General features: G+C 68.4%; 16 protein-coding genes and 1 pseudogene. 12 read left to right on the top strand and 5 right to left on the bottom strand.

Translation table 11 applies throughout. From position 1 onward, the window contains the following. From pspM to NE2_RS31115, 6 genes are all read left to right on the top strand, one after another. The coding region (pspM, locus tag NE2_RS36465) for a phage shock envelope stress response protein PspM (RefSeq protein WP_167356804.1) at nucleotides 1-668 on the top strand (668 nt) is incomplete at its 5' end. A 203-nt stretch (nucleotides 669-871) separates the two neighbouring features. Then, a complete protein-coding gene (locus NE2_RS36460; RefSeq protein ID WP_030513209.1) occupies nucleotides 872-1,045 on the top strand; it encodes a hypothetical protein in 174 nt (57 codons plus the stop codon). A gap of 158 nt (nucleotides 1,046-1,203) precedes the next feature. Then, nucleotides 1,204-1,914, top strand: a complete 711-nt coding sequence (locus NE2_RS31130; RefSeq protein ID WP_063031894.1) for a PIG-L deacetylase family protein — start codon at nucleotides 1,204-1,206, stop codon at nucleotides 1,912-1,914. Between the two features lie 108 nt (nucleotides 1,915-2,022). After that, the gene (locus NE2_RS31125; RefSeq protein WP_063031892.1) at nucleotides 2,023-3,186 is read left to right on the top strand and encodes a glycosyltransferase; all 1,164 of its coding nucleotides are present in this window, start codon (nucleotides 2,023-2,025) and stop codon (nucleotides 3,184-3,186) included. A gap of 46 nt (nucleotides 3,187-3,232) precedes the next feature. Beyond that, nucleotides 3,233-3,427 carry a DUF3046 domain-containing protein gene (locus NE2_RS31120; RefSeq protein ID WP_063031891.1) on the top strand — a complete coding sequence of 65 codons (195 nt, stop codon included), beginning with the start codon at nucleotides 3,233-3,235 and terminating at the stop codon, nucleotides 3,425-3,427. A gap of 67 nt (nucleotides 3,428-3,494) precedes the next feature. Next, nucleotides 3,495-3,968, top strand: coding sequence for a nuclear transport factor 2 family protein (locus NE2_RS31115; protein ID WP_063031889.1), 474 nt, complete (start codon nucleotides 3,495-3,497; stop codon nucleotides 3,966-3,968). Nucleotides 3,969-3,998: 30 nt separating this feature from the next. Here NE2_RS31115 and NE2_RS31110 read toward each other — a convergent pair whose 3' ends face one another. After that, on the bottom strand, nucleotides 3,999-5,408 hold the full coding sequence (locus NE2_RS31110) for an MFS transporter (protein ID WP_063031887.1): 1,410 nt from the start codon (nucleotides 5,406-5,408) through the stop codon (nucleotides 3,999-4,001). Between the two features lie 96 nt (nucleotides 5,409-5,504). Here NE2_RS31110 and NE2_RS31105 point away from each other — a divergent pair, with 96 nt between their 5' ends. The 5 genes and pseudogenes from NE2_RS31105 (at nucleotide 5,505) to NE2_RS31085 (ending at nucleotide 10,533) form a co-directional block, all read left to right on the top strand. After that, a complete protein-coding gene (locus tag NE2_RS31105) occupies nucleotides 5,505-6,539 on the top strand; it encodes an Lrp/AsnC family transcriptional regulator (RefSeq protein WP_063909532.1) in 1,035 nt (344 codons plus the stop codon). Between the two features lie 217 nt (nucleotides 6,540-6,756). Beyond that, nucleotides 6,757-7,800, top strand: a complete 1,044-nt coding sequence (gene recA / locus NE2_RS31100; RefSeq protein WP_025351561.1) for a recombinase RecA — start codon at nucleotides 6,757-6,759, stop codon at nucleotides 7,798-7,800. Between the two features lie 849 nt (nucleotides 7,801-8,649). Beyond that, nucleotides 8,650-9,282 (top strand): annotated as a pseudogene (recX, locus tag NE2_RS37360) (recombination regulator RecX); the annotation flags it as partial. Nucleotides 9,283-9,925: 643 nt separating this feature from the next. Beyond that, on the top strand, nucleotides 9,926-10,336 hold the full coding sequence (locus NE2_RS31090) for a hypothetical protein (RefSeq protein ID WP_063031883.1): 411 nt from the start codon (nucleotides 9,926-9,928) through the stop codon (nucleotides 10,334-10,336). Further along, a complete protein-coding gene (locus NE2_RS31085) occupies nucleotides 10,333-10,533 on the top strand; it encodes a DUF6186 family protein (RefSeq protein WP_063031881.1) in 201 nt (66 codons plus the stop codon). The genes NE2_RS31090 and NE2_RS31085 overlap by 4 nt, the downstream gene beginning before the upstream one ends. A gap of 218 nt (nucleotides 10,534-10,751) precedes the next feature. Here NE2_RS31085 and NE2_RS31080 read toward each other — a convergent pair whose 3' ends face one another. The 4 genes from NE2_RS31080 to NE2_RS31065 form a co-directional block, all read right to left on the bottom strand. Then, nucleotides 10,752-11,657, bottom strand: a complete 906-nt coding sequence (locus tag NE2_RS31080) for an amino acid ABC transporter permease (protein WP_063031879.1) — start codon at nucleotides 11,655-11,657, stop codon at nucleotides 10,752-10,754. Beyond that, nucleotides 11,654-12,340 (bottom strand): amino acid ABC transporter permease, encoded by a 687-nt coding sequence (locus NE2_RS31075; RefSeq protein WP_030513221.1) that lies wholly within the window; start codon nucleotides 12,338-12,340, stop codon nucleotides 11,654-11,656. Before NE2_RS31075 ends, NE2_RS31080 begins: the two co-directional genes overlap by 4 nt. Before the next feature lie 65 nt (nucleotides 12,341-12,405). After that, nucleotides 12,406-13,236: a glutamate ABC transporter substrate-binding protein gene (locus NE2_RS31070; protein WP_063031877.1), complete on the bottom strand. Its 831-nt coding sequence runs from the start codon at nucleotides 13,234-13,236 to the stop codon at nucleotides 12,406-12,408. A gap of 85 nt (nucleotides 13,237-13,321) precedes the next feature. After that, complete coding sequence (locus tag NE2_RS31065) at nucleotides 13,322-14,050, bottom strand: amino acid ABC transporter ATP-binding protein (RefSeq protein WP_063031906.1); 729 nt, start codon at nucleotides 14,048-14,050, stop codon at nucleotides 13,322-13,324. Nucleotides 14,051-14,347: 297 nt separating this feature from the next. Here NE2_RS31065 and miaB point away from each other — a divergent pair, with 297 nt between their 5' ends. Next, entirely contained in the window at nucleotides 14,348-15,940 is a 1,593-nt protein-coding gene (gene miaB / locus NE2_RS31060) for a tRNA (N6-isopentenyl adenosine(37)-C2)-methylthiotransferase MiaB (RefSeq protein ID WP_063031904.1), read from the top strand. The last annotated feature ends 113 nt before the right edge of the window (nucleotides 15,941-16,053 follow it).

Here is a 16,053-nt window from a genome sequence, read left to right as displayed (position 1 = left end):
GGGTGCGGCGGCGCAGCCTCCGCTGGAGCGCGGCCTCGGGCGTGACCGCGCTGGGAACGGCCGGACTGGTCGCGATCTCGGCGCCGGTATGGGCGGTTGTCGTGGTCGGTGGCGGTGCGGCCGCGCTGGTGACCGGCGCGGCGGTGAGTACCCGCCGATACCTGGAGTTGCGTCGAAACCCCTTGCCGCCCCCGGCGTTCGTACCCCGGCGGCTGCCCGCGGTGCAGTCCGCGGCGAGGGCGCCCATCGCCAGGTTGGTCCGGGCGGAACGCGCCTTTCACGCCCTCGGCCGTCAGATCGAGGCGAGCGGGCGAATCCCGGCCGACGATTTCGCCGACACTGTGGCGACCGCGGCATCCGGCGCGGCCGCCCTGCACGCTCTGGCCGGGGATATCGCGGCGATGGAGAAGGCGCTCGCGGTGGTCGCGACCTCGCATGCCGGGGCCGGGTTGCGGCAGCAATCGGGCGCGATGGTCGGCCGGCTGGAATCCGGCGTGACCGAATACGAGCAGCTTGTCGCCGCGGCCGGTCAGATCCTTGCGGCCGGGGCGAGCGAAGCGCCGACACCGGTGGACGAATTCGGCTGGGCCATGTTCACCCTGCGCGAGGCGGCCGACCGACTGGACGGCTGGGCTCAGGCGCTCACCGACCTGGCCGACCGGCACTGATGCGGGCGCCTGCGCGGCGTCGGGTCCCTGGGGCCGGTGGCGCCCCGTTCACGGACCGATCCTCGCGGCTGATCCGGCTAGGGGTTCACCCTGATATTTCCCGGATATCGGTTGTGACCTGGTGATTTTCCGGCGCCGAGTTGACAGTATGGAGGAGTCGGATCGCGTTGACGGCGGTTCGGAAACCTTCGGGAGGAATGGACATGTTCTGGAAGATTCTGGGCGTCGTCGCGCTCGTGTGGCTGGCGCTGATCGTGATCGGCGCGCTGGTCAAGGCGTTGTTCCCGATCCTGATGATCAGCGTCGTGGTCTTCGGCCTGTACCTGCTGTACAAGGCCGTCTCCGGCTCGAACAAGTCGACGGTCACCAAACTGTAGCGAGCCAACCCAGGGCCGTTCGGTACGAATACCGAACGGCCCCTTGCTGTTTCGCGACGGCGAAGCCGGGCACCCAGCCGTGTTAGCGTTTCGGAGCGGTGCACGTTCATGGTTCTCGGCCGCCTCGATTGTGGACCGGCGGAGCGAAGCGAAGGCAAATGCTAGAGCTACCCGAGGATTGGGAGCGCGGTCTGGTGATCGTCGCCCATCCCGACGATATCGAGTACGGTGCCGCGGCCGCGGTCGCGCGCTGGACGAAGCAGGGTAAGAACATCCGGTATCTGCTGGCGACCAGCGGTGAGGCCGGGATCGCGGGCCTGCCGCCGGCCGAGTGTGGTCCGGTGCGGGAGCAGGAGGAGATCGCGTCGGCGCGCGCGGTCGGGGTCGAGGATGTGGAGTTTCTCGGCTATCCGGACGGGCGGATCGAGGGTGGGCTCGGTTTGCGCCGCGATCTGGCCGCGGCGATCCGGCGGCATCGACCGGAGATGGTGGTGTTGTTCAATTTCGGCGACACCTGGGCGCCCGGTTATGCGAACAGCGCCGATCATCGCGCGGTCGGGCGCAGTGCGCTGGACGCGATCTCGGACGCGGGCAACGAATGGATCTTCCCGGAGCTGGCCGAATTGCCGATCTGGACGCCGCGCTGGGCGGCGGTGGTGGGTCCGGTGGTGACGCATGCGGTGGATGTCACCGATACCGTTCGGGCGGCGGTGGATTCGCTGATGCAGCACAGTCGCTATCTGAGCGCGCTGAGCGATGAGCCGGTGGCGGATCAGGCCCGCGCCATCGTGGATCGGGCCACGGGACCGCAGGCTGGTTTCGATGCCGAGCGGGCGGTCGGATTCGAGCTGTACCACTTCGCCGACTGATCGCCGGCACTGTGAGCGGCCACGATCGGCCCGGTCGCCGTTCATGACCGTCGGGTAGCTGTGCCCGCCCGGCATCGGGTGGGGAGGGGGTATGGCAGGGTGGGGCGCATGCGAGTGGCTGTCGTCGCGGGTCCGGATCCGGGTCATGCGTTTCCGGCGATCGCGCTGTGCCTGCGGTTTCTTCAGGCGGGCGATGATCCGGTGTTGTTCACCAGTCCGCGCTGGTTCGATGCGGCGCGGGACGCGGGTATCGCGGTGCGGCGGTTGAAGGGTTTGGCGCCGCGACCGCAGGACGACGACGCCGACGCGGGTGCGCGGATCCACGAACGCGCGGCGCATATCTCCTCGGAAATCCTCCCCGATCTCAGTGCGATGCTGCCGGAGCTGGTGGTTTCGGATGTGCTCACCGCCGGCGGTGGGATGGCCGCCGAGCGGCTGGGGGTGCCGTGGGTCGAGTTGTCGCCGCATCCGCTGTATCTGCCGTCGAAAGCATTGCCGCCCATCGGCAGTGGGCTCGCGCCGGGGGAGGGCCTGCGTGGGCGGATGCGCGATACGGTGCTGCGCGGGCTGACCGCGCGCGCGATCACACGCGGTGAGCGCCAGCGTGGAGCGGCCCGGGCGAGCGTGGGCCTGCCGGAGGTGGATCCGGGCCCCGACGCGCGGTTGATCGCCACCCTGCCCGCTTTGGAGGTCGATCGGCCGGATTGGCCCGCCGACGCGCATGTGGTGGGTCCGCTGCTATGGGAGCCGACCTCGGAGCTGCTCGCGCCACCGCCCGGCGACCGGCCGCTGGTGGTGGTCGCACCCTCGACCGCCCGGACCGGGTTCGGTGATCTGGCGACCGGTGCGTTGGAGGCGCTCGCGGACAGTGATGTGCGCGTGGCGATTTCGATGCTCGATACGCCCCCGGCGGATCTTCCGCCATGGGCGACGGCGGGTCTGGGACGGCAGGACGAGCTGTTGCGCCACGCCGCCGTGGTGGTCGGCGGCGGGGGACACGGATTGCTGGCCAAAACTCTGCTCGCCGGCGTGCCGATCGTGACGGTGCCCGGCGGCGGGGATCAGTGGGAACTGGCCAATCGTGCGGTCCGCCAGGGGAGTTCGCTGCTGGTGCGACCGTTCACCCCGGAATCGCTGCGCGCGGCGGTGCATACCGTTCTCGGCGACGAGTCCTATCGCAAGGCCGCCGCCGCGGCCGCTGCCACCGTCTCCGATGTCGCCGATCCGATCGACATCTGTCACCGCACGCTGGATCGGGCTCGCGCGAGCTGACCGCGCGCCCGCCGGCGGTTCGTGCGCGACCGGTACCCTCGGCACGGTGCGGTTGACTGAATTTCAGGAACTCTTGCATACCGAATTCGGCGTCGCCCGCGGCGACCTGCTGCTGGCCGATCATGTCCTGCCCTCGATGAACGGCCGTACCGGCGCCCAGGCGATCGAGGACGGTATCGATCCGCGCGAGGTCTGGCGGGCCCTGTGCGCGGAATTCGACGTACCGAAGAGCCGCTGGTGAGCGCCGGCCGTCGGCTGCGTCACAGCGACCTTGACCTCGAGCTTGCTCGAGGTTGCAGGGTGGTCGCATGGATACCGAGATCACCGAGAACCGGATTCGGGAACTACTGGACCGGTCCGAGATAACCGACCTGCTGGACCGCTATCTGCGTTCGCTCGACGACGGTGTGTTCGACGATCGGTGGGCGCGCACCTACTACACCGAGGACGCGACCGCGGAGATGCCGATCGGCACCGTCCACGGCCGCGACGCCGTACTCGCGCACATCCGGCGCGGGATGGCGCTGTTCGATCGGACCGTTCACCTGGGAACCAACGCGGTGATCGACATCGACGGCGACCGCGCCACGGCGCGCGGCGCTCAGCTGAACACCCATGTCCTCGCCGATGGTTCCGAGGCGGTGTTCATCTCTGCGGGCCATGCCGACACCGAATTGGTCCGGACAGCCGACGGCTGGCGGATCCGGGCCTCCTCGCTGCGCATCACCTGGACTCAGGGAACCCCGCCGCGATTGCCGGCGGGGCTCGGATCCGACGGGTGACCGCATTTTCTCCGGGGAATCGGCGCCGATTCAGCCGACCTGGATCTCGGCGGGAGCCGGTTCCGCCGGCTCGGTGGTCCCGGTACGGGGGCGGAACAGGGCGAAGGCGATGATGCCGAGAACGATGCCCACACCCGCCGCCACCGCGACCGCGGCGTCCAGCCCGGACACGAACTGCGACACCGTGATCCGGCCCTCGCCCGCCGAGCTGCGGAATACCGTACCGAGTACCGCGACACCGAGGGCCAGGCCCAGTTGACGGGCGGTGTTCACCGCTCCGGCGGCGGTGCCGCTCTGCTGCGGGGGCACCGCGGCCATCGCGACCGCCACCAGCGGCGGCGCGAGCACACCGATGCCGATGCCGATCACCACGTAGCCGAAAAGGAGTGCGCTCCAGGTGGATCCGGCGTCGATCACGCCGAGCAGGCCCGCCCCGATTCCGGTGATCACCAATCCGCCACCGATGGTCCATCGGGGCGCCACGTCGTGCAGCCACCGACCGAACGCGCCCGAGACCACGAACGCCGTCGCCGCCATCGGCAGCATGGACAGGCCGGCGCGCAGCGGGCTGAACTGCAGCGGCTGCTGCAACCACAGCGAGATCAGGGGACTGCTCGCGAAGGCGGCGAAATTGAAGCCCGCCGCCGCGACCAGGGTGGCCGTGAATTCCCGGTTGCGCAGCAGTGCGAGCGGGAACATCGGTGTGGCGCTGCGTGATTCGACGAGAGCGAAGCCGGCGAGCGCGATCGCGCCGAGGATCAGCGTGCCGACTGCCGCGCCGTCGCCCCACCCGTCTTCCCCGCCCCGGATGATGCTGTAGGTCAGCGCGGTCGCCGCGACGGCGAAGGCGGCCATTCCGGCGACGTCCACGCTACGGCCGGGCCGGCGCGGCGACGGGCCGAAGGCGTACAGCGACAGCACGATGGTGACCGCCGCGATCGGCAGGTTCACCAGGAAGATCCACCGCCACGACAGCAGGTCGGTCAGTACCCCGCCGAGCACCACACCGATGCCGGCGGCCGCCCCGGCGACCGCACCCCACGCGCCGAACGCGGTGCCGCGATCGCGGCCGGTGTAGGTGGCGTGCAGCAGCGACAGGGTGGTGGCGAACATGGCCGCACCGCCCACTCCCTGCACGGCCCGCGCGGCCACCAGCAGGGCCGAGGACTGAGCCAGTCCGCAGGCCAGAGAGGCGGCCGCGAATATCGCCAGACCCGCGAGATAGGTGGGTTTGGCGCCGAACCGGTCGGCGAACGAGCCCAGCACCAGCAGCAGTGCCGCCAGGCCCAGTGCGTAGCCGTCGACGACCCATTGCAACCCCGACAGTCCGGTGCCGAGATCGGCGGCGATGTCCGGGAGCGCGACGTTGACGATGGTGACGTCGATGAGCAGCATGAGCGTGCCGAGGCACGCCGCGAACAAGGGGAGCCATTTCCGCATGGCGACCTCCGGGTAGTGCGAACGATATCGACGCCAAGCGTGCGAGATGTTTGAATAACCATCCAGCTACCCGGCCGTCGATGTGAGATTCCGCCTGTGAACCCCGAAGACGAACTCGAATCCTCCGTTCTCGATACGCTCGACAAGCAGATCGTGCACGGCTTGGTCGCCGATGCCCGCATCCCGTTCGCCACCCTCGGTGCGATCCTCGGTGTCTCCGAGCAAACCGTGGCCCGCCGCTATCGATCGATGCGCCAACGCGGCATCCTGCACGTCTCCGGCCAGGTCAACGCCATGCCGCTGGGGAATACGCGCTGGATGCTGCGGGTGCGGTCCACCCCGGACAAGGCGCTGCGACTGGCCGAATCGCTGGCGCGGCTGCCGGATGTGAGCTGGGTGGCGCTGCTGTCGACCGGTTCGGAGGTCACCTGTGTGAGCCGCCCGCGCTCGATCGAACAGCGAGATGCGTTGCTGCTCAACGTTCTGCCGCGGGCCAGCCAGGTCACCGGGTTGATGGCCTACGAGATCATCCACCGGTTTCCGCTGGCGGAGGAGTGGCCGCGCTACAGCCGCTTGCTGACCGCCGAACAGTTGCGGCAGCTGGGACCGCGACCCGCGATGAACGATCAGCGCGGGCCCGACGCGCCGATGGACCTGTCCGCGGCCGACGAGGCGATGCTCGCGCTGCTGGCCCGCGACGGGCGTGCCTCCTATGCCCGGCTGGCGGCCGAAACCGGCTGGAGCCCGAGCCGGGTCGCGCGGCGGATGTCCGAGCTGGCGGCGGCGGGCGTGCTGTATTTCGATCTCGATTTCGCCGTCGAGCGCATGGGATACGCGGTGCGGGCCTCGCTGTGGGTGCGGACGCGCCCGGCCGAGCTCGACGCCGTCGGCCGGGCGATCGCCACCCATCCGGAGACGGCGTTCGTCGCGGCCACCACCGGGCCCACCAATCTGGTCGCCTCCATCGTCTGCCGCGACAGTTCGCACCTGTATCGCTACCTCACCGAGCGGCTGGGGGCTCTGGACGGGATCGTCGACGTCGAGGTCACCCCGACGCTGCGGATGCTGAAACAGGCGCAGGCGTTGATGCAGACCGACCGGATCGCGGTGGTGCCGACGGCGACTCGATGACGAGGACACGGCCGGATCGAGGCCGCATGACCGGCCGGATTGCGCGGCGATTGCCGGGAACGGGGTGCGGCTGTGCGGCTGCCGTGCGTGTCGGCGGGCGCGTCGCTTGCCTCGAACACGTGTTCGTCTAAGCTTGCCGTCAGAACTTGTCGGTGCCGCCCTCTACCGTGGGCGCCAACCACACAACGAGACTTACCCGTCAGAAGGGGAACAGACGATGGCACCACAGGCCTACGACCGCGACAAGGCGCTCGAGCTCGCTCTGGCGCAGGTCGAGAAGAGCTTCGGTAAGGGCGCGATCATGCGCCTGGGCGAGGAGGCGCATCAGCCCATCTCGGTCATTCCGACGGGTTCGATCGCGCTGGATGTGGCGCTGGGCATCGGCGGACTGCCGCGTGGCCGCGTCGTGGAGATCTACGGTCCGGAATCCTCCGGTAAGACCACGGTTGCCCTGCACGCCATCGCCAACGCGCAGGCCAACGGCGGACTCGCGGCCTTCATCGACGCCGAGCACGCGCTGGATCCGGAATACGCCCGCAAACTCGGTGTCGACACCGACGCCCTGCTGGTGTCGCAGCCCGACACCGGTGAGCAGGCGCTGGAGATCGCCGACATGCTGGTGCGCTCCGGCGCGCTGGACATCATCGTCATCGACTCCGTCGCGGCGCTGGTACCGCGCGCGGAAATCGAGGGCGAGATGGGTGACAGCCACGTCGGTCTGCAGGCCCGCCTGATGAGCCAGGCGCTGCGCAAGATGACCAGTGCGCTGAACAACTCCGGCACCACCGCCATCTTCATCAACCAGCTGCGCGAGAAGATCGGCGTGATGTTCGGCTCGCCCGAAACCACCACGGGTGGTAAGGCATTGAAGTTCTACGCCTCCGTGCGTCTGGATGTGCGCCGCATCGAGACGCTGAAGGACGGCAGCGATGCGGTGGGTAACCGCACCCGCGTCAAGGTCGTCAAGAACAAGGTGTCGCCGCCGTTCAAGCAGGCCGAATTCGACATCCTCTACGGTGCCGGCATCTCCAAGGAGGGCTCGATCATCGATATGGGTGTCGATCAGGGCTTCATCCGCAAGTCCGGCTCCTGGTACACCTACGAGGGCGATCAGCTCGGCCAGGGCAAGGAGAACGCCCGCAAGTTCCTGCTGGAGAACACGGACGTGCGCGACGAGATCGAGAAGAAGATCAAGGAGAAGCTCGGCATCGGTGCCGACGTCACCGCAGACGCGGGTGCCGAGGCGCCCGTCGACTTCTAACCGATGCCGCACCGGGAAGCGCCGGGGTCCACCCCCCTCCCGGACCCTGGCGCCTCTCGGCTCGACGCCGTCGAACGCCTGCGGCGGCAACTGGAAGACATCGACTCCCGCTCCCGACGCAGCGGCGACCCGGAAAGCGAATCCTGGTCGAAACCCGTTCGCCGACAGGGTGGTTCGGCCCGACGCTTGCGATCGAAGCAGAAGGCGGGGGATGCGCCCGCCGGTGTATGGCGTTCCGATGACGGTCCGGTGCCCCAGCGCGGTCCGGTCGATGACACGCACGGACCCCAGCCGGCGGCCCGGTCCGCGTTCGAGCCCGAGGTCTCGCCCCACATCGAGCCGGAAGGTCGGTCCGGTTCTGCGCCCGAGGTCCGGCGCCATAGTGGGCCGGAGGTTCGGTCCAAGTCCGAGGTCCAGCCTCATAACGGGCCCGAAGTTCGCTTCGGCTCCGAGTCCGACGCTCGGTCTGGTGGTGATCCGGAGGTTCGCTCCGGTTCCGAGTCGGAGGCTCGGCCTCGTGGCGGGCCGGAGGTTCACTCCGGTTCCGTGTCCGATATTCGGCCTTATGGCGGGTCCGAGGTCCGGGGCGGCTCCGAACTCGAAGGGCGGACGCGGTCGAGTAGCGAAGCCGCGATCTCCAGTCGGTCCGGTAATGGCTCGGCGACACAGGATTCCCAGGCGCGCAATCGTATTCGCGCACTGCAGGCTGAGGTCGAGGCGCTGCAGCGGGGGTGGGACGAGCGCGCCACCGGTGATCGCCGGCCCGGCCGCACCCATCGGGCGGAGGGGCGGTCGGAGGGGCGGTCGGAGGGTGGCCACAGCGGCTCGTTCGTTACGGACGACAGCCCCATGGCGTACCCGCAGTCGGATGACGGGGCAGACCAGGGCGGCACGCGAAGACGGTCACGCAGAGAGGGCGCCGGCGGGGGAGGGCGCCGGGGTTCTCGGCGTCGATCCGCCGACAGCGGCGAACAGCGTTCCGACGCCGCGCAATCCGCTGCACCGAAGGCGGGGACCGAGGCGCAGGCCAAGGACATCTGCCTGCGCCTGCTCGCCGATCGAGCGCGCAGCCGCGCCGAACTGGCGGACAAACTGGCGGCCAAGGGGTTCGCGCCCGAGGTCGCCGAGCGGGCACTGAACCGCCTCGCCGAGGTCGGGCTGATCGACGATGCCGCCTTCGCCGAACAGTGGGTGCATTCCCGCCACACCTTCTCCGGCAAAGGGAAAAAAGTTCTCGCGCAAGAACTTCGACGCAAAGGTGTGTCCGACACCGACGCCGGGCCCGCGCTGGCCGCCATCACCCCCGCCGACGAAAGCGCCCGCGCCGCCGAACTGGTCCGCCGCAAACTCGCCACCCTGCCGCCGGACCTCCCCGCCGAGAAGACGACCAACCGGCTGGTGAGCATGCTCGCCCGCCGCGGCTACAACCAGTCCATGGCCTACACGGTGGTCAAGGACGAACTCGCCGCGGCCGTCACGTCGAGCAGTGGCCCCGACGGTTTCGACCACACAGATCACGTCGCGGACGACGAACCCGCCGACGGTGCCGGGCCTCTTGCAGCGGAACATCATTCGCCGAAGGACCGGGACGGCGGAGGGGCCGGGCTCGTCGGGACCGGGGCGGCGTCGCGGAAGTCCGAGTCCGACGACGCCGAGCACGCCGCAGAGTTGGTGCGGAAAAGGCTCGCAACGCTGTCGCGCGATGTACCGCGGGACAAGGCAACCGCGCGGCTGGTGAGCATGCTCGCCCGCCGCGGCTACAACCAGTCCATGGCGTATGCCGTGGTGAAGGATGAAATGGCCGCGGCCGCGCAATCCTTTGCCGCACAGCCGAATCGGACCGAGAACTCCGTCGGCGATACCGAAGAGAGCGCCGACACGGATGCGGTAGCGGCGGATTCCGGCCACGACGACGCGGAGCGAGCGGCGGAACTGGTGCGCCGCAAAATGCGCACCCTGCCGCGAAACCTCTCTGAGGACAAGGTGGTCAACCGCCTCGTCGGCATGCTCGCCCGCCAGGGATACCGGCAGTCGATCGCCTACGCCGCCGTGCGCGCCGAACTCGGAGAGGGTTACCCGCCCGCGTGACTCGACCGGTGTCCGGTGCAGGCCCTATGCTGCGCTGATGACCACCGACGTGCGGGGCGGCGGCAGTCGGCGCCGACCTGTCGGGGCGGTCGCCGTCTGGGTCGGGCTGGCGGTGGCGGGGTCGTTCACCCGTCCGTTCGGTGTCGCCGCGACGGTGCTGGTCGCCGGTGTCGCAGTCGTGGTCGCCGTCGGTGCCCTTCGGGTCGGGACACGGCGAATGTCGCTTACGCCGGCGGTTCGGCGCGCGGTTGTGGTGTGGTCGATCCTGTTCGCAGCCGTACTGGCGTGGGAACTGTATGCCTGGCTGTCCCAACCCGCACTGCTCGTCCCGGACGCTGCCCATCCGACCCTGTCGACCCTGCTCAGCCCCGCGCTGGAGGCTGGGCCGGGCCGCTTCATCGGATGGCTGATCTGGTTGGGTGCCGGATGGTGGCTGGTGCGGAAATGACCGATCGTGCCCTCGTGATCACGGGATTCGCAGTTCTGGCCGTCATCGTGATCAGCATGACGGCGGTGGCCCATTGGCGCCGCATGTCGTTCGCCGGCCTCGGCGACACCGTGCGCTATCTGACCCGCACCCGAACAGCCCGCATCGTCGCGGTAATCCTGTGGGCGTGGCTCGGCTGGCATTTCCTGGCCAGATAGTCGCAGGGAAGGCGCAGCGGCCGATTGGACACCCATCCCCGGCCGCCGCGAGTGGCGTGGCCCGGCGACCGGGGTGGTGCGCGTCCAGGATCGACCATCGAGCCGGCGGGTGCGAGGGTTGTGCTCGGTGCGAGCGCAACTCGTCCCGCGGAGGACGTCGACACCGTCGCCCTGCCCAGCTGCGCACCCGAATCCGCCGCGATCGCCGAACCGCCCGGTTACGGCGCCGCGGTCCGGCTCAGTGACAGATCCACGCCCGGTGCGGCATCGGTGAGCACCGAGTTCACACCCAGCACGGTCCGCCCTCGGCGCCGCGACCGCAACCGCTGCTCCACCCTGGTGGCGAGGAAGGTCAGCGCCCAGTTCAGGGCGATCATGATGACGGCTACCACGATCAGCGCCGGCACGGTGTTCTGCTCGGCCGCACCCAGTTGCTGCCCCTGGCGCACGATCTCCTGATAGGTGATCTGGTAGCCGAGCGCGGTGTCCTTGAGCGCCACGACCATCTGCGAGATCAGCGCCGGCAGCATCGCCGTCACCGCCTGCGGCAGCAGTATGATCCGCATCATCTGACCCTTGCTCAATCCCAGCGCCTGGGCCGCCTCGGTCTGGCCGCGCGGCAGCGATCGAATGCCCGAGCGCACGATCTCGGCGATCACCGACCCGTTGTACACGGTCAGCGCGATCACCACGGCCGCCAGCGCCAGCTGGTCGGAGGCGAACAGATTGTCCTTGGCGAACCAGTTGTAGAGGAAGATCATCAGGATCAGCACCGGAATGGCCCGGGACACTTCGACGATCACCCCCGCCACCCACCGCACGACGCGATGATCGGACAGGCGCAGCAAGCCGAAGACCACGCCGATCACCATCGCGAACACGATCGCCAGTGCGGCGGCCACCACGGTGCCGCGCAAGCCGGGCAGGATGTAGGTCTGCCAGACCTCCGACTCTACGAACGGCTTCCACTTCTCGGCGGTGAGCTGGCCCTTCTCGTCGAACGCCCGCCACACCAGCCAGCCGAGCACCACCAGGACCGCCAGCACCAGCACCGAATACAGCGCATGCCGCCGGCGCGCCTTCGGGCCGGGGACGTCGTAGAGGACCGAGGCATTCGCACTCATCGCTTCACCTCGAATCGCTTGGCCAGCCAGCCGAACAGCAATCCGGTGGGCAGCGTGAGAATGACGAAGCCGAGGGCGAAGATCGCGCCGATGGCGAGAATGTCGGCCTCGGTCTCGTTCATGGAGGCCATCAGTGCCGCCGCCTCGGCCACGCCGATCGCCGACGCGATCGTGGAATTCTTCGTCAGCGCGATCAATACGCTGCCCAGCGGCGCGATCACCGACCGGAACGCCTGCGGCAACACCACATGTCGCAGATTCTGACCGAAGGTCAAGCCCAGTGACCGTCCGGCCTCGGACTGCCCCAGCGGCACGGTGTTGATTCCCGCGCGCAGCGATTCACACACGAACGACGCCGTGTACACACTCAAGCCGAGGACGGCGAAACGAAAGTTGTTGGTGGGCAGGAAATCCAGCCCCGAACTCTCACTCGCGAGCTTGATGCCCAGGGTCGTGTAGAGACCGAGTGAGCAGAACACCAGGATCAACGTGAGCGGGGTATTGCGGAACACGGTCACATACGCGGTACCGATCCACCGCGCCACCGGAATCGGCGACACTCGCATCGCCGCCACCAGGGTGCCGATGATCAGCGCCCCGACGGCGGAGAACACGGTCAGTTTGATGGTTACCCAGAAGGCGTCCCACAGCTGATTGTCGTATCGGGAGATCAAGTCGAACACGGTGGACGCGCCCTCCTACTTCTCTGTGCCGGACAGGGTTCCGGGCGGCCGGAACCCGCGCCGAATCAGTAGCGGTCGACCTGCGGCGGCGACGGGATCGGGAAGGTGTTGCCGAGGTTCTTCTCCAGCGAGGCTTTCCAGGAGCCGTCGTTGATCATCGACTCGATCGCATCGTTGATCTTGTCGCGAGACTCCTTGTCGCCCTTCTTCAGGCCGATGCCGTAGTTCTCGGTCGTGAACGGCTGCCCGACCACCTTCAACTGGCCCGGAGATTGCGCGGCGTAACCGGCCAGAATGATGTTGTCGGTGGTGACCGCGTCCACCGCTCCGGATTTCAGCGCCTCCACGCACAGCGAATAGGTGTCGTATTCCTGCAGCTGCACATCGTTGGCGAAATTCTTCTGAATGTTCTGCGCCGGTGTGGATCCCTTCACCGAGCAGAGTTTCTTGCCGCCTTTCAGCGATTCCGGGCCCGTGATATCGGTGTTGTCGGCGCGCACCAGCAAGGATTGGCCCGCAATGTAATACGGCCCGGCGAAGTCGACCTTCTGCTTGCGCTGATCGGTGATCGAATAGGTGGCGACCACATAATCGACCTGCCCGTTCTGGATCAGCGTCTCGCGTTGCGCGGAGGGAGCCTCCTTGAAGGTGATCTTGTCCGGGCTCACGCCGAGCTTTCCGGCGACGTAGGTCGCCACATCCACATCGAATCCGGAGAACGACCCGTCTCGATTGCGCAGGCCCAGACCCGGCTGATCGAATTTGATGCCGATGGTGAGTTTGCCTTCCGACGCGTGTTCGGTGGCGGTCTTGTTGCTGCCGCCGCCGCATCCGGTCGCGACGACCGCGATGGCCAGCGCGCCGATGCCGAACCGCAGCGCTCGGGTGATCCTCATCGAATGCCTTCTCTCTCGTGAAGTGTGAAGGGTCCTCCGCGGTGCGCGGGCCGGTCATCGATCCCGCCGCGGTCGTGCATTGCGATCAATGGCTCAAGATTTTGCCCAGGAAATCCTTGGCACGCTCGGAAGCGGGTGCGGTGAAGAAGGTTTCGGGCGCCGCGTCCTCGACGATCCGGCCGTCGGCCATGAACAGCACACGGTCTCCGGCGCGGCGAGCGAATCCCATTTCGTGCGTGACCACCAGCATCGTCATGCCCTCCTTGGCCAGTGCGACCATCACCTCCAGCACCTCGCTGACCATTTCCGGATCCAGGGCCGAGGTGGGCTCGTCGAACAGCATCACCTTCGGATTCATGGCCAACGCCCGGGCGATGGCCACGCGCTGCTGCTGACCGCCCGACAGCTGCGCCGGATACTTGTCGGCCTGATCGGCGATGCCCACCCGCTCGAGCAGTTCCAGTGCCCGCGCGCGGGCCTGCTTCTTGGCGATGCGGCGCACCTTGACCGGCCCGAGCATGACATTGTCCAGGATCGTCTTGTGCGCGAACAGATTGAACGACTGGAACACCATGCCCACGTCGGCGCGCAACTTCGCCAGTGCGCGACCCTCGGCCGGCAGCTCGACACCGTCGACGGCGATGGTGCCGGAATCGATCGGCTCGAGCCGATTGACCGTGCGGCACAACGTGGATTTGCCCGACCCGGAGGGGCCGAGCACGATCACCACCTGCCCCCGCGGCACCTCCAGATTCACATCGCGCAGCACATGCAGATCACCGAAATGCTTGTCCACGTTGCGCATCGAGATCATCGGCGGAACGGTCGCGGTTCCCGCGGATGCCTCGGCCGCGACCGGATCGGAGGTGTTCCCAGCGCTGGCGGTGCCGGGTGTTGCGTCGGCAGCATCGGTCATGACAGTCGACCCTAGAGCGGTCCTGCGCGAAATGCGCACTTTTGGCGCGTGCGTCGCGCCGTCGCCGCCTGCGCTTAACCCGGTGGTGACCTGGGCGCCCGCGCGCGTGACCGGCGTCACCGCGCGCCGGTCGCGGGCGACCGGGGTGGGCGTCCGATTTCGCGCAGCGTCTACCCTGGACCCGTGAATTCGTCCATGCAGGTTGCAGCGCATTCGGCTGCGGGACGCGCCCTCGGTTCGGCCACCGATCCGCAGTCCCCGCGGACCTACGAGGTGCGCACCTACGGCTGCCAGATGAACGTGCACGACTCCGAACGGCTGTCGGGCCTGCTCGAGGACGCCGGATACACCAAGGCCACGGGCGGGCAGACCGCCGATCTGGTGGTGTTCAACACCTGCGCGGTGCGCGAGAACGCCGACAACAAACTGTACGGAACGCTCGGACATCTGGCGCCGATCAAGGCCGAGCGGCCCGGTATGCAGATCGCGGTCGGCGGCTGCCTGGCGCAGAAGGACCGCGACACCGTCGTGCGCAAGGCGCCCTGGGTCGACGTCGTCTTCGGCACCCACAACATCGGATCGCTGCCGGTGCTGCTCGAGCGCGCCCGCCACAACGAGCAGGCGCAGGTCGAAATCCTGGAATCGCTGGAGGCGTTCCCGTCGACGCTGCCGGCTCGTCGCGAATCCGCCTACGCCGGCTGGGTGTCGATCTCGGTGGGCTGCAACAACACCTGCACGTTCTGCATCGTGCCCTCGCTGCGCGGCAAAGAGGTCGACCGGCGGCCGGGCGATGTGCTGGCCGAGGTGCAGGCGCTGGTGGATCAGGGCGTGCTCGAGGTGACGCTGCTCGGGCAGAACGTCAACTCCTACGGGGTGAACTTCGCCGAACCCGCACTGCCGCAAGGACATCCGGCCGATTTCGCGCCCGAACACCGGGATCGCGGTGCCTTCGCGAAATTGCTGCGCGCCTGCGGCAGCATCGACGGGCTCGAGCGGGTGCGTTTCACCTCGCCGCATCCGGCGGAATTCACCGACGACGTCATCGAGGCGATGGCGCAGACTCCGAACGTGTGCCCGCAGTTGCACATGCCGCTGCAATCGGGTTCGGACCGGGTGCTCAAGGCGATGCGCCGGTCCTACCGTAAGGATCGCTACCTCGGCATCATCGAGAAGGTGCGGGCCGCGATGCCGCACGCCGCGATCACCACCGACATCATCGTCGGCTTCCCCGGCGAGACCGAGGAGGATTTCCAGGAGACCCTGGACGTCGTCCGGCAGGCGCGGTTCACCAGCGCCTTCACCTTCCAGTATTCGGTCCGTCCCGGCACGCCCGCGGCCACCATGGCCGATCAGGTGCCCAAGGCGGTGGTCCAGGAGCGCTACGACCGGTTGATCGAACTGCAGGAACAGATCTCGCTGGAAGCCAATCGCGCGCTGATCGGCACCGAGGTCGAACTGCTGGTCGCCGAGGGCGCCGGTAAGAAGAACGCGGCGACCGCGCGGATGAGCGGCCGGGCGCGCGACGGCCGGCTGGTGCACTTCCGGCCCGGCGACGCGGCGATCCGGCCCGGCGATATCGTCACCGTCGACATCACCGAGGCGGCGCCCCACCACCTCATCGCCGACGGTCCGGTCCACACCCACCGCCGCACGCGCGCCGGCGATGCGCACGAACGCGGTGTACTGCCGAAGACCGCACCGATCGGGGTGGGCCTCGGACTGCCCCGGATCGGTGCCCCGGAGACTCTGCCGGCGGCCGCCGGTTGTGACACCGGATGCGGGGCGTGACCGATGGCCGAACGCGGGAACGAGGACGCCGATCGCGACGCCACACCGGAGCGATCCGGTGACGCGTCCGCGCCGCAGCACCCCCACCAGCCACCGGCGCAGCAGCCGAACGA

The sequence above is a fragment of the Nocardia elegans NBRC 108235 genome, from assembly GCF_001612845.1.
Lineage (GTDB): Bacteria > Actinomycetota > Actinomycetes > Mycobacteriales > Mycobacteriaceae > Nocardia > Nocardia nova.
This window is presented reverse-complemented; position numbering and strand designations above follow the sequence as displayed.

Bases quoted from the DNA above. Each gene is read 5' to 3' on its own strand.
- NE2_RS31110 (WP_063031887.1), bottom strand. From the start codon at position 5,408: ATGCGGAAATGGCTCCCCTTGTTCGCGGCGTGCCTCGGCACGCTCATG.
- recA (WP_025351561.1), top strand. From the start codon at position 6,757: ATGGCACCACAGGCCTACGACCGCGACAAGGCGCTCGAGCTCGCTCTG.
- NE2_RS31085 (WP_063031881.1), top strand. From the start codon at position 10,333: ATGACCGATCGTGCCCTCGTGATCACGGGATTCGCAGTTCTGGCCGTC.
- NE2_RS31080 (WP_063031879.1), bottom strand. From the start codon at position 11,657: ATGAGTGCGAATGCCTCGGTCCTCTACGACGTCCCCGGCCCGAAGGCG.
- NE2_RS31130 (WP_063031894.1), top strand. From the start codon at position 1,204: ATGCTAGAGCTACCCGAGGATTGGGAGCGCGGTCTGGTGATCGTCGCC.
- NE2_RS31125 (WP_063031892.1), top strand. From the start codon at position 2,023: ATGCGAGTGGCTGTCGTCGCGGGTCCGGATCCGGGTCATGCGTTTCCG.
- NE2_RS36460 (WP_030513209.1), top strand. From the start codon at position 872: ATGTTCTGGAAGATTCTGGGCGTCGTCGCGCTCGTGTGGCTGGCGCTG.
- NE2_RS31070 (WP_063031877.1), bottom strand. From the start codon at position 13,236: ATGAGGATCACCCGAGCGCTGCGGTTCGGCATCGGCGCGCTGGCCATC.
- NE2_RS31090 (WP_063031883.1), top strand. From the start codon at position 9,926: ATGACCACCGACGTGCGGGGCGGCGGCAGTCGGCGCCGACCTGTCGGG.
- NE2_RS31065 (WP_063031906.1), bottom strand. From the start codon at position 14,050: ATGATCTCGATGCGCAACGTGGACAAGCATTTCGGTGATCTGCATGTG.
- miaB (WP_063031904.1), top strand. From the start codon at position 14,348: ATGCAGGTTGCAGCGCATTCGGCTGCGGGACGCGCCCTCGGTTCGGCC.
- NE2_RS31115 (WP_063031889.1), top strand. From the start codon at position 3,495: ATGGATACCGAGATCACCGAGAACCGGATTCGGGAACTACTGGACCGG.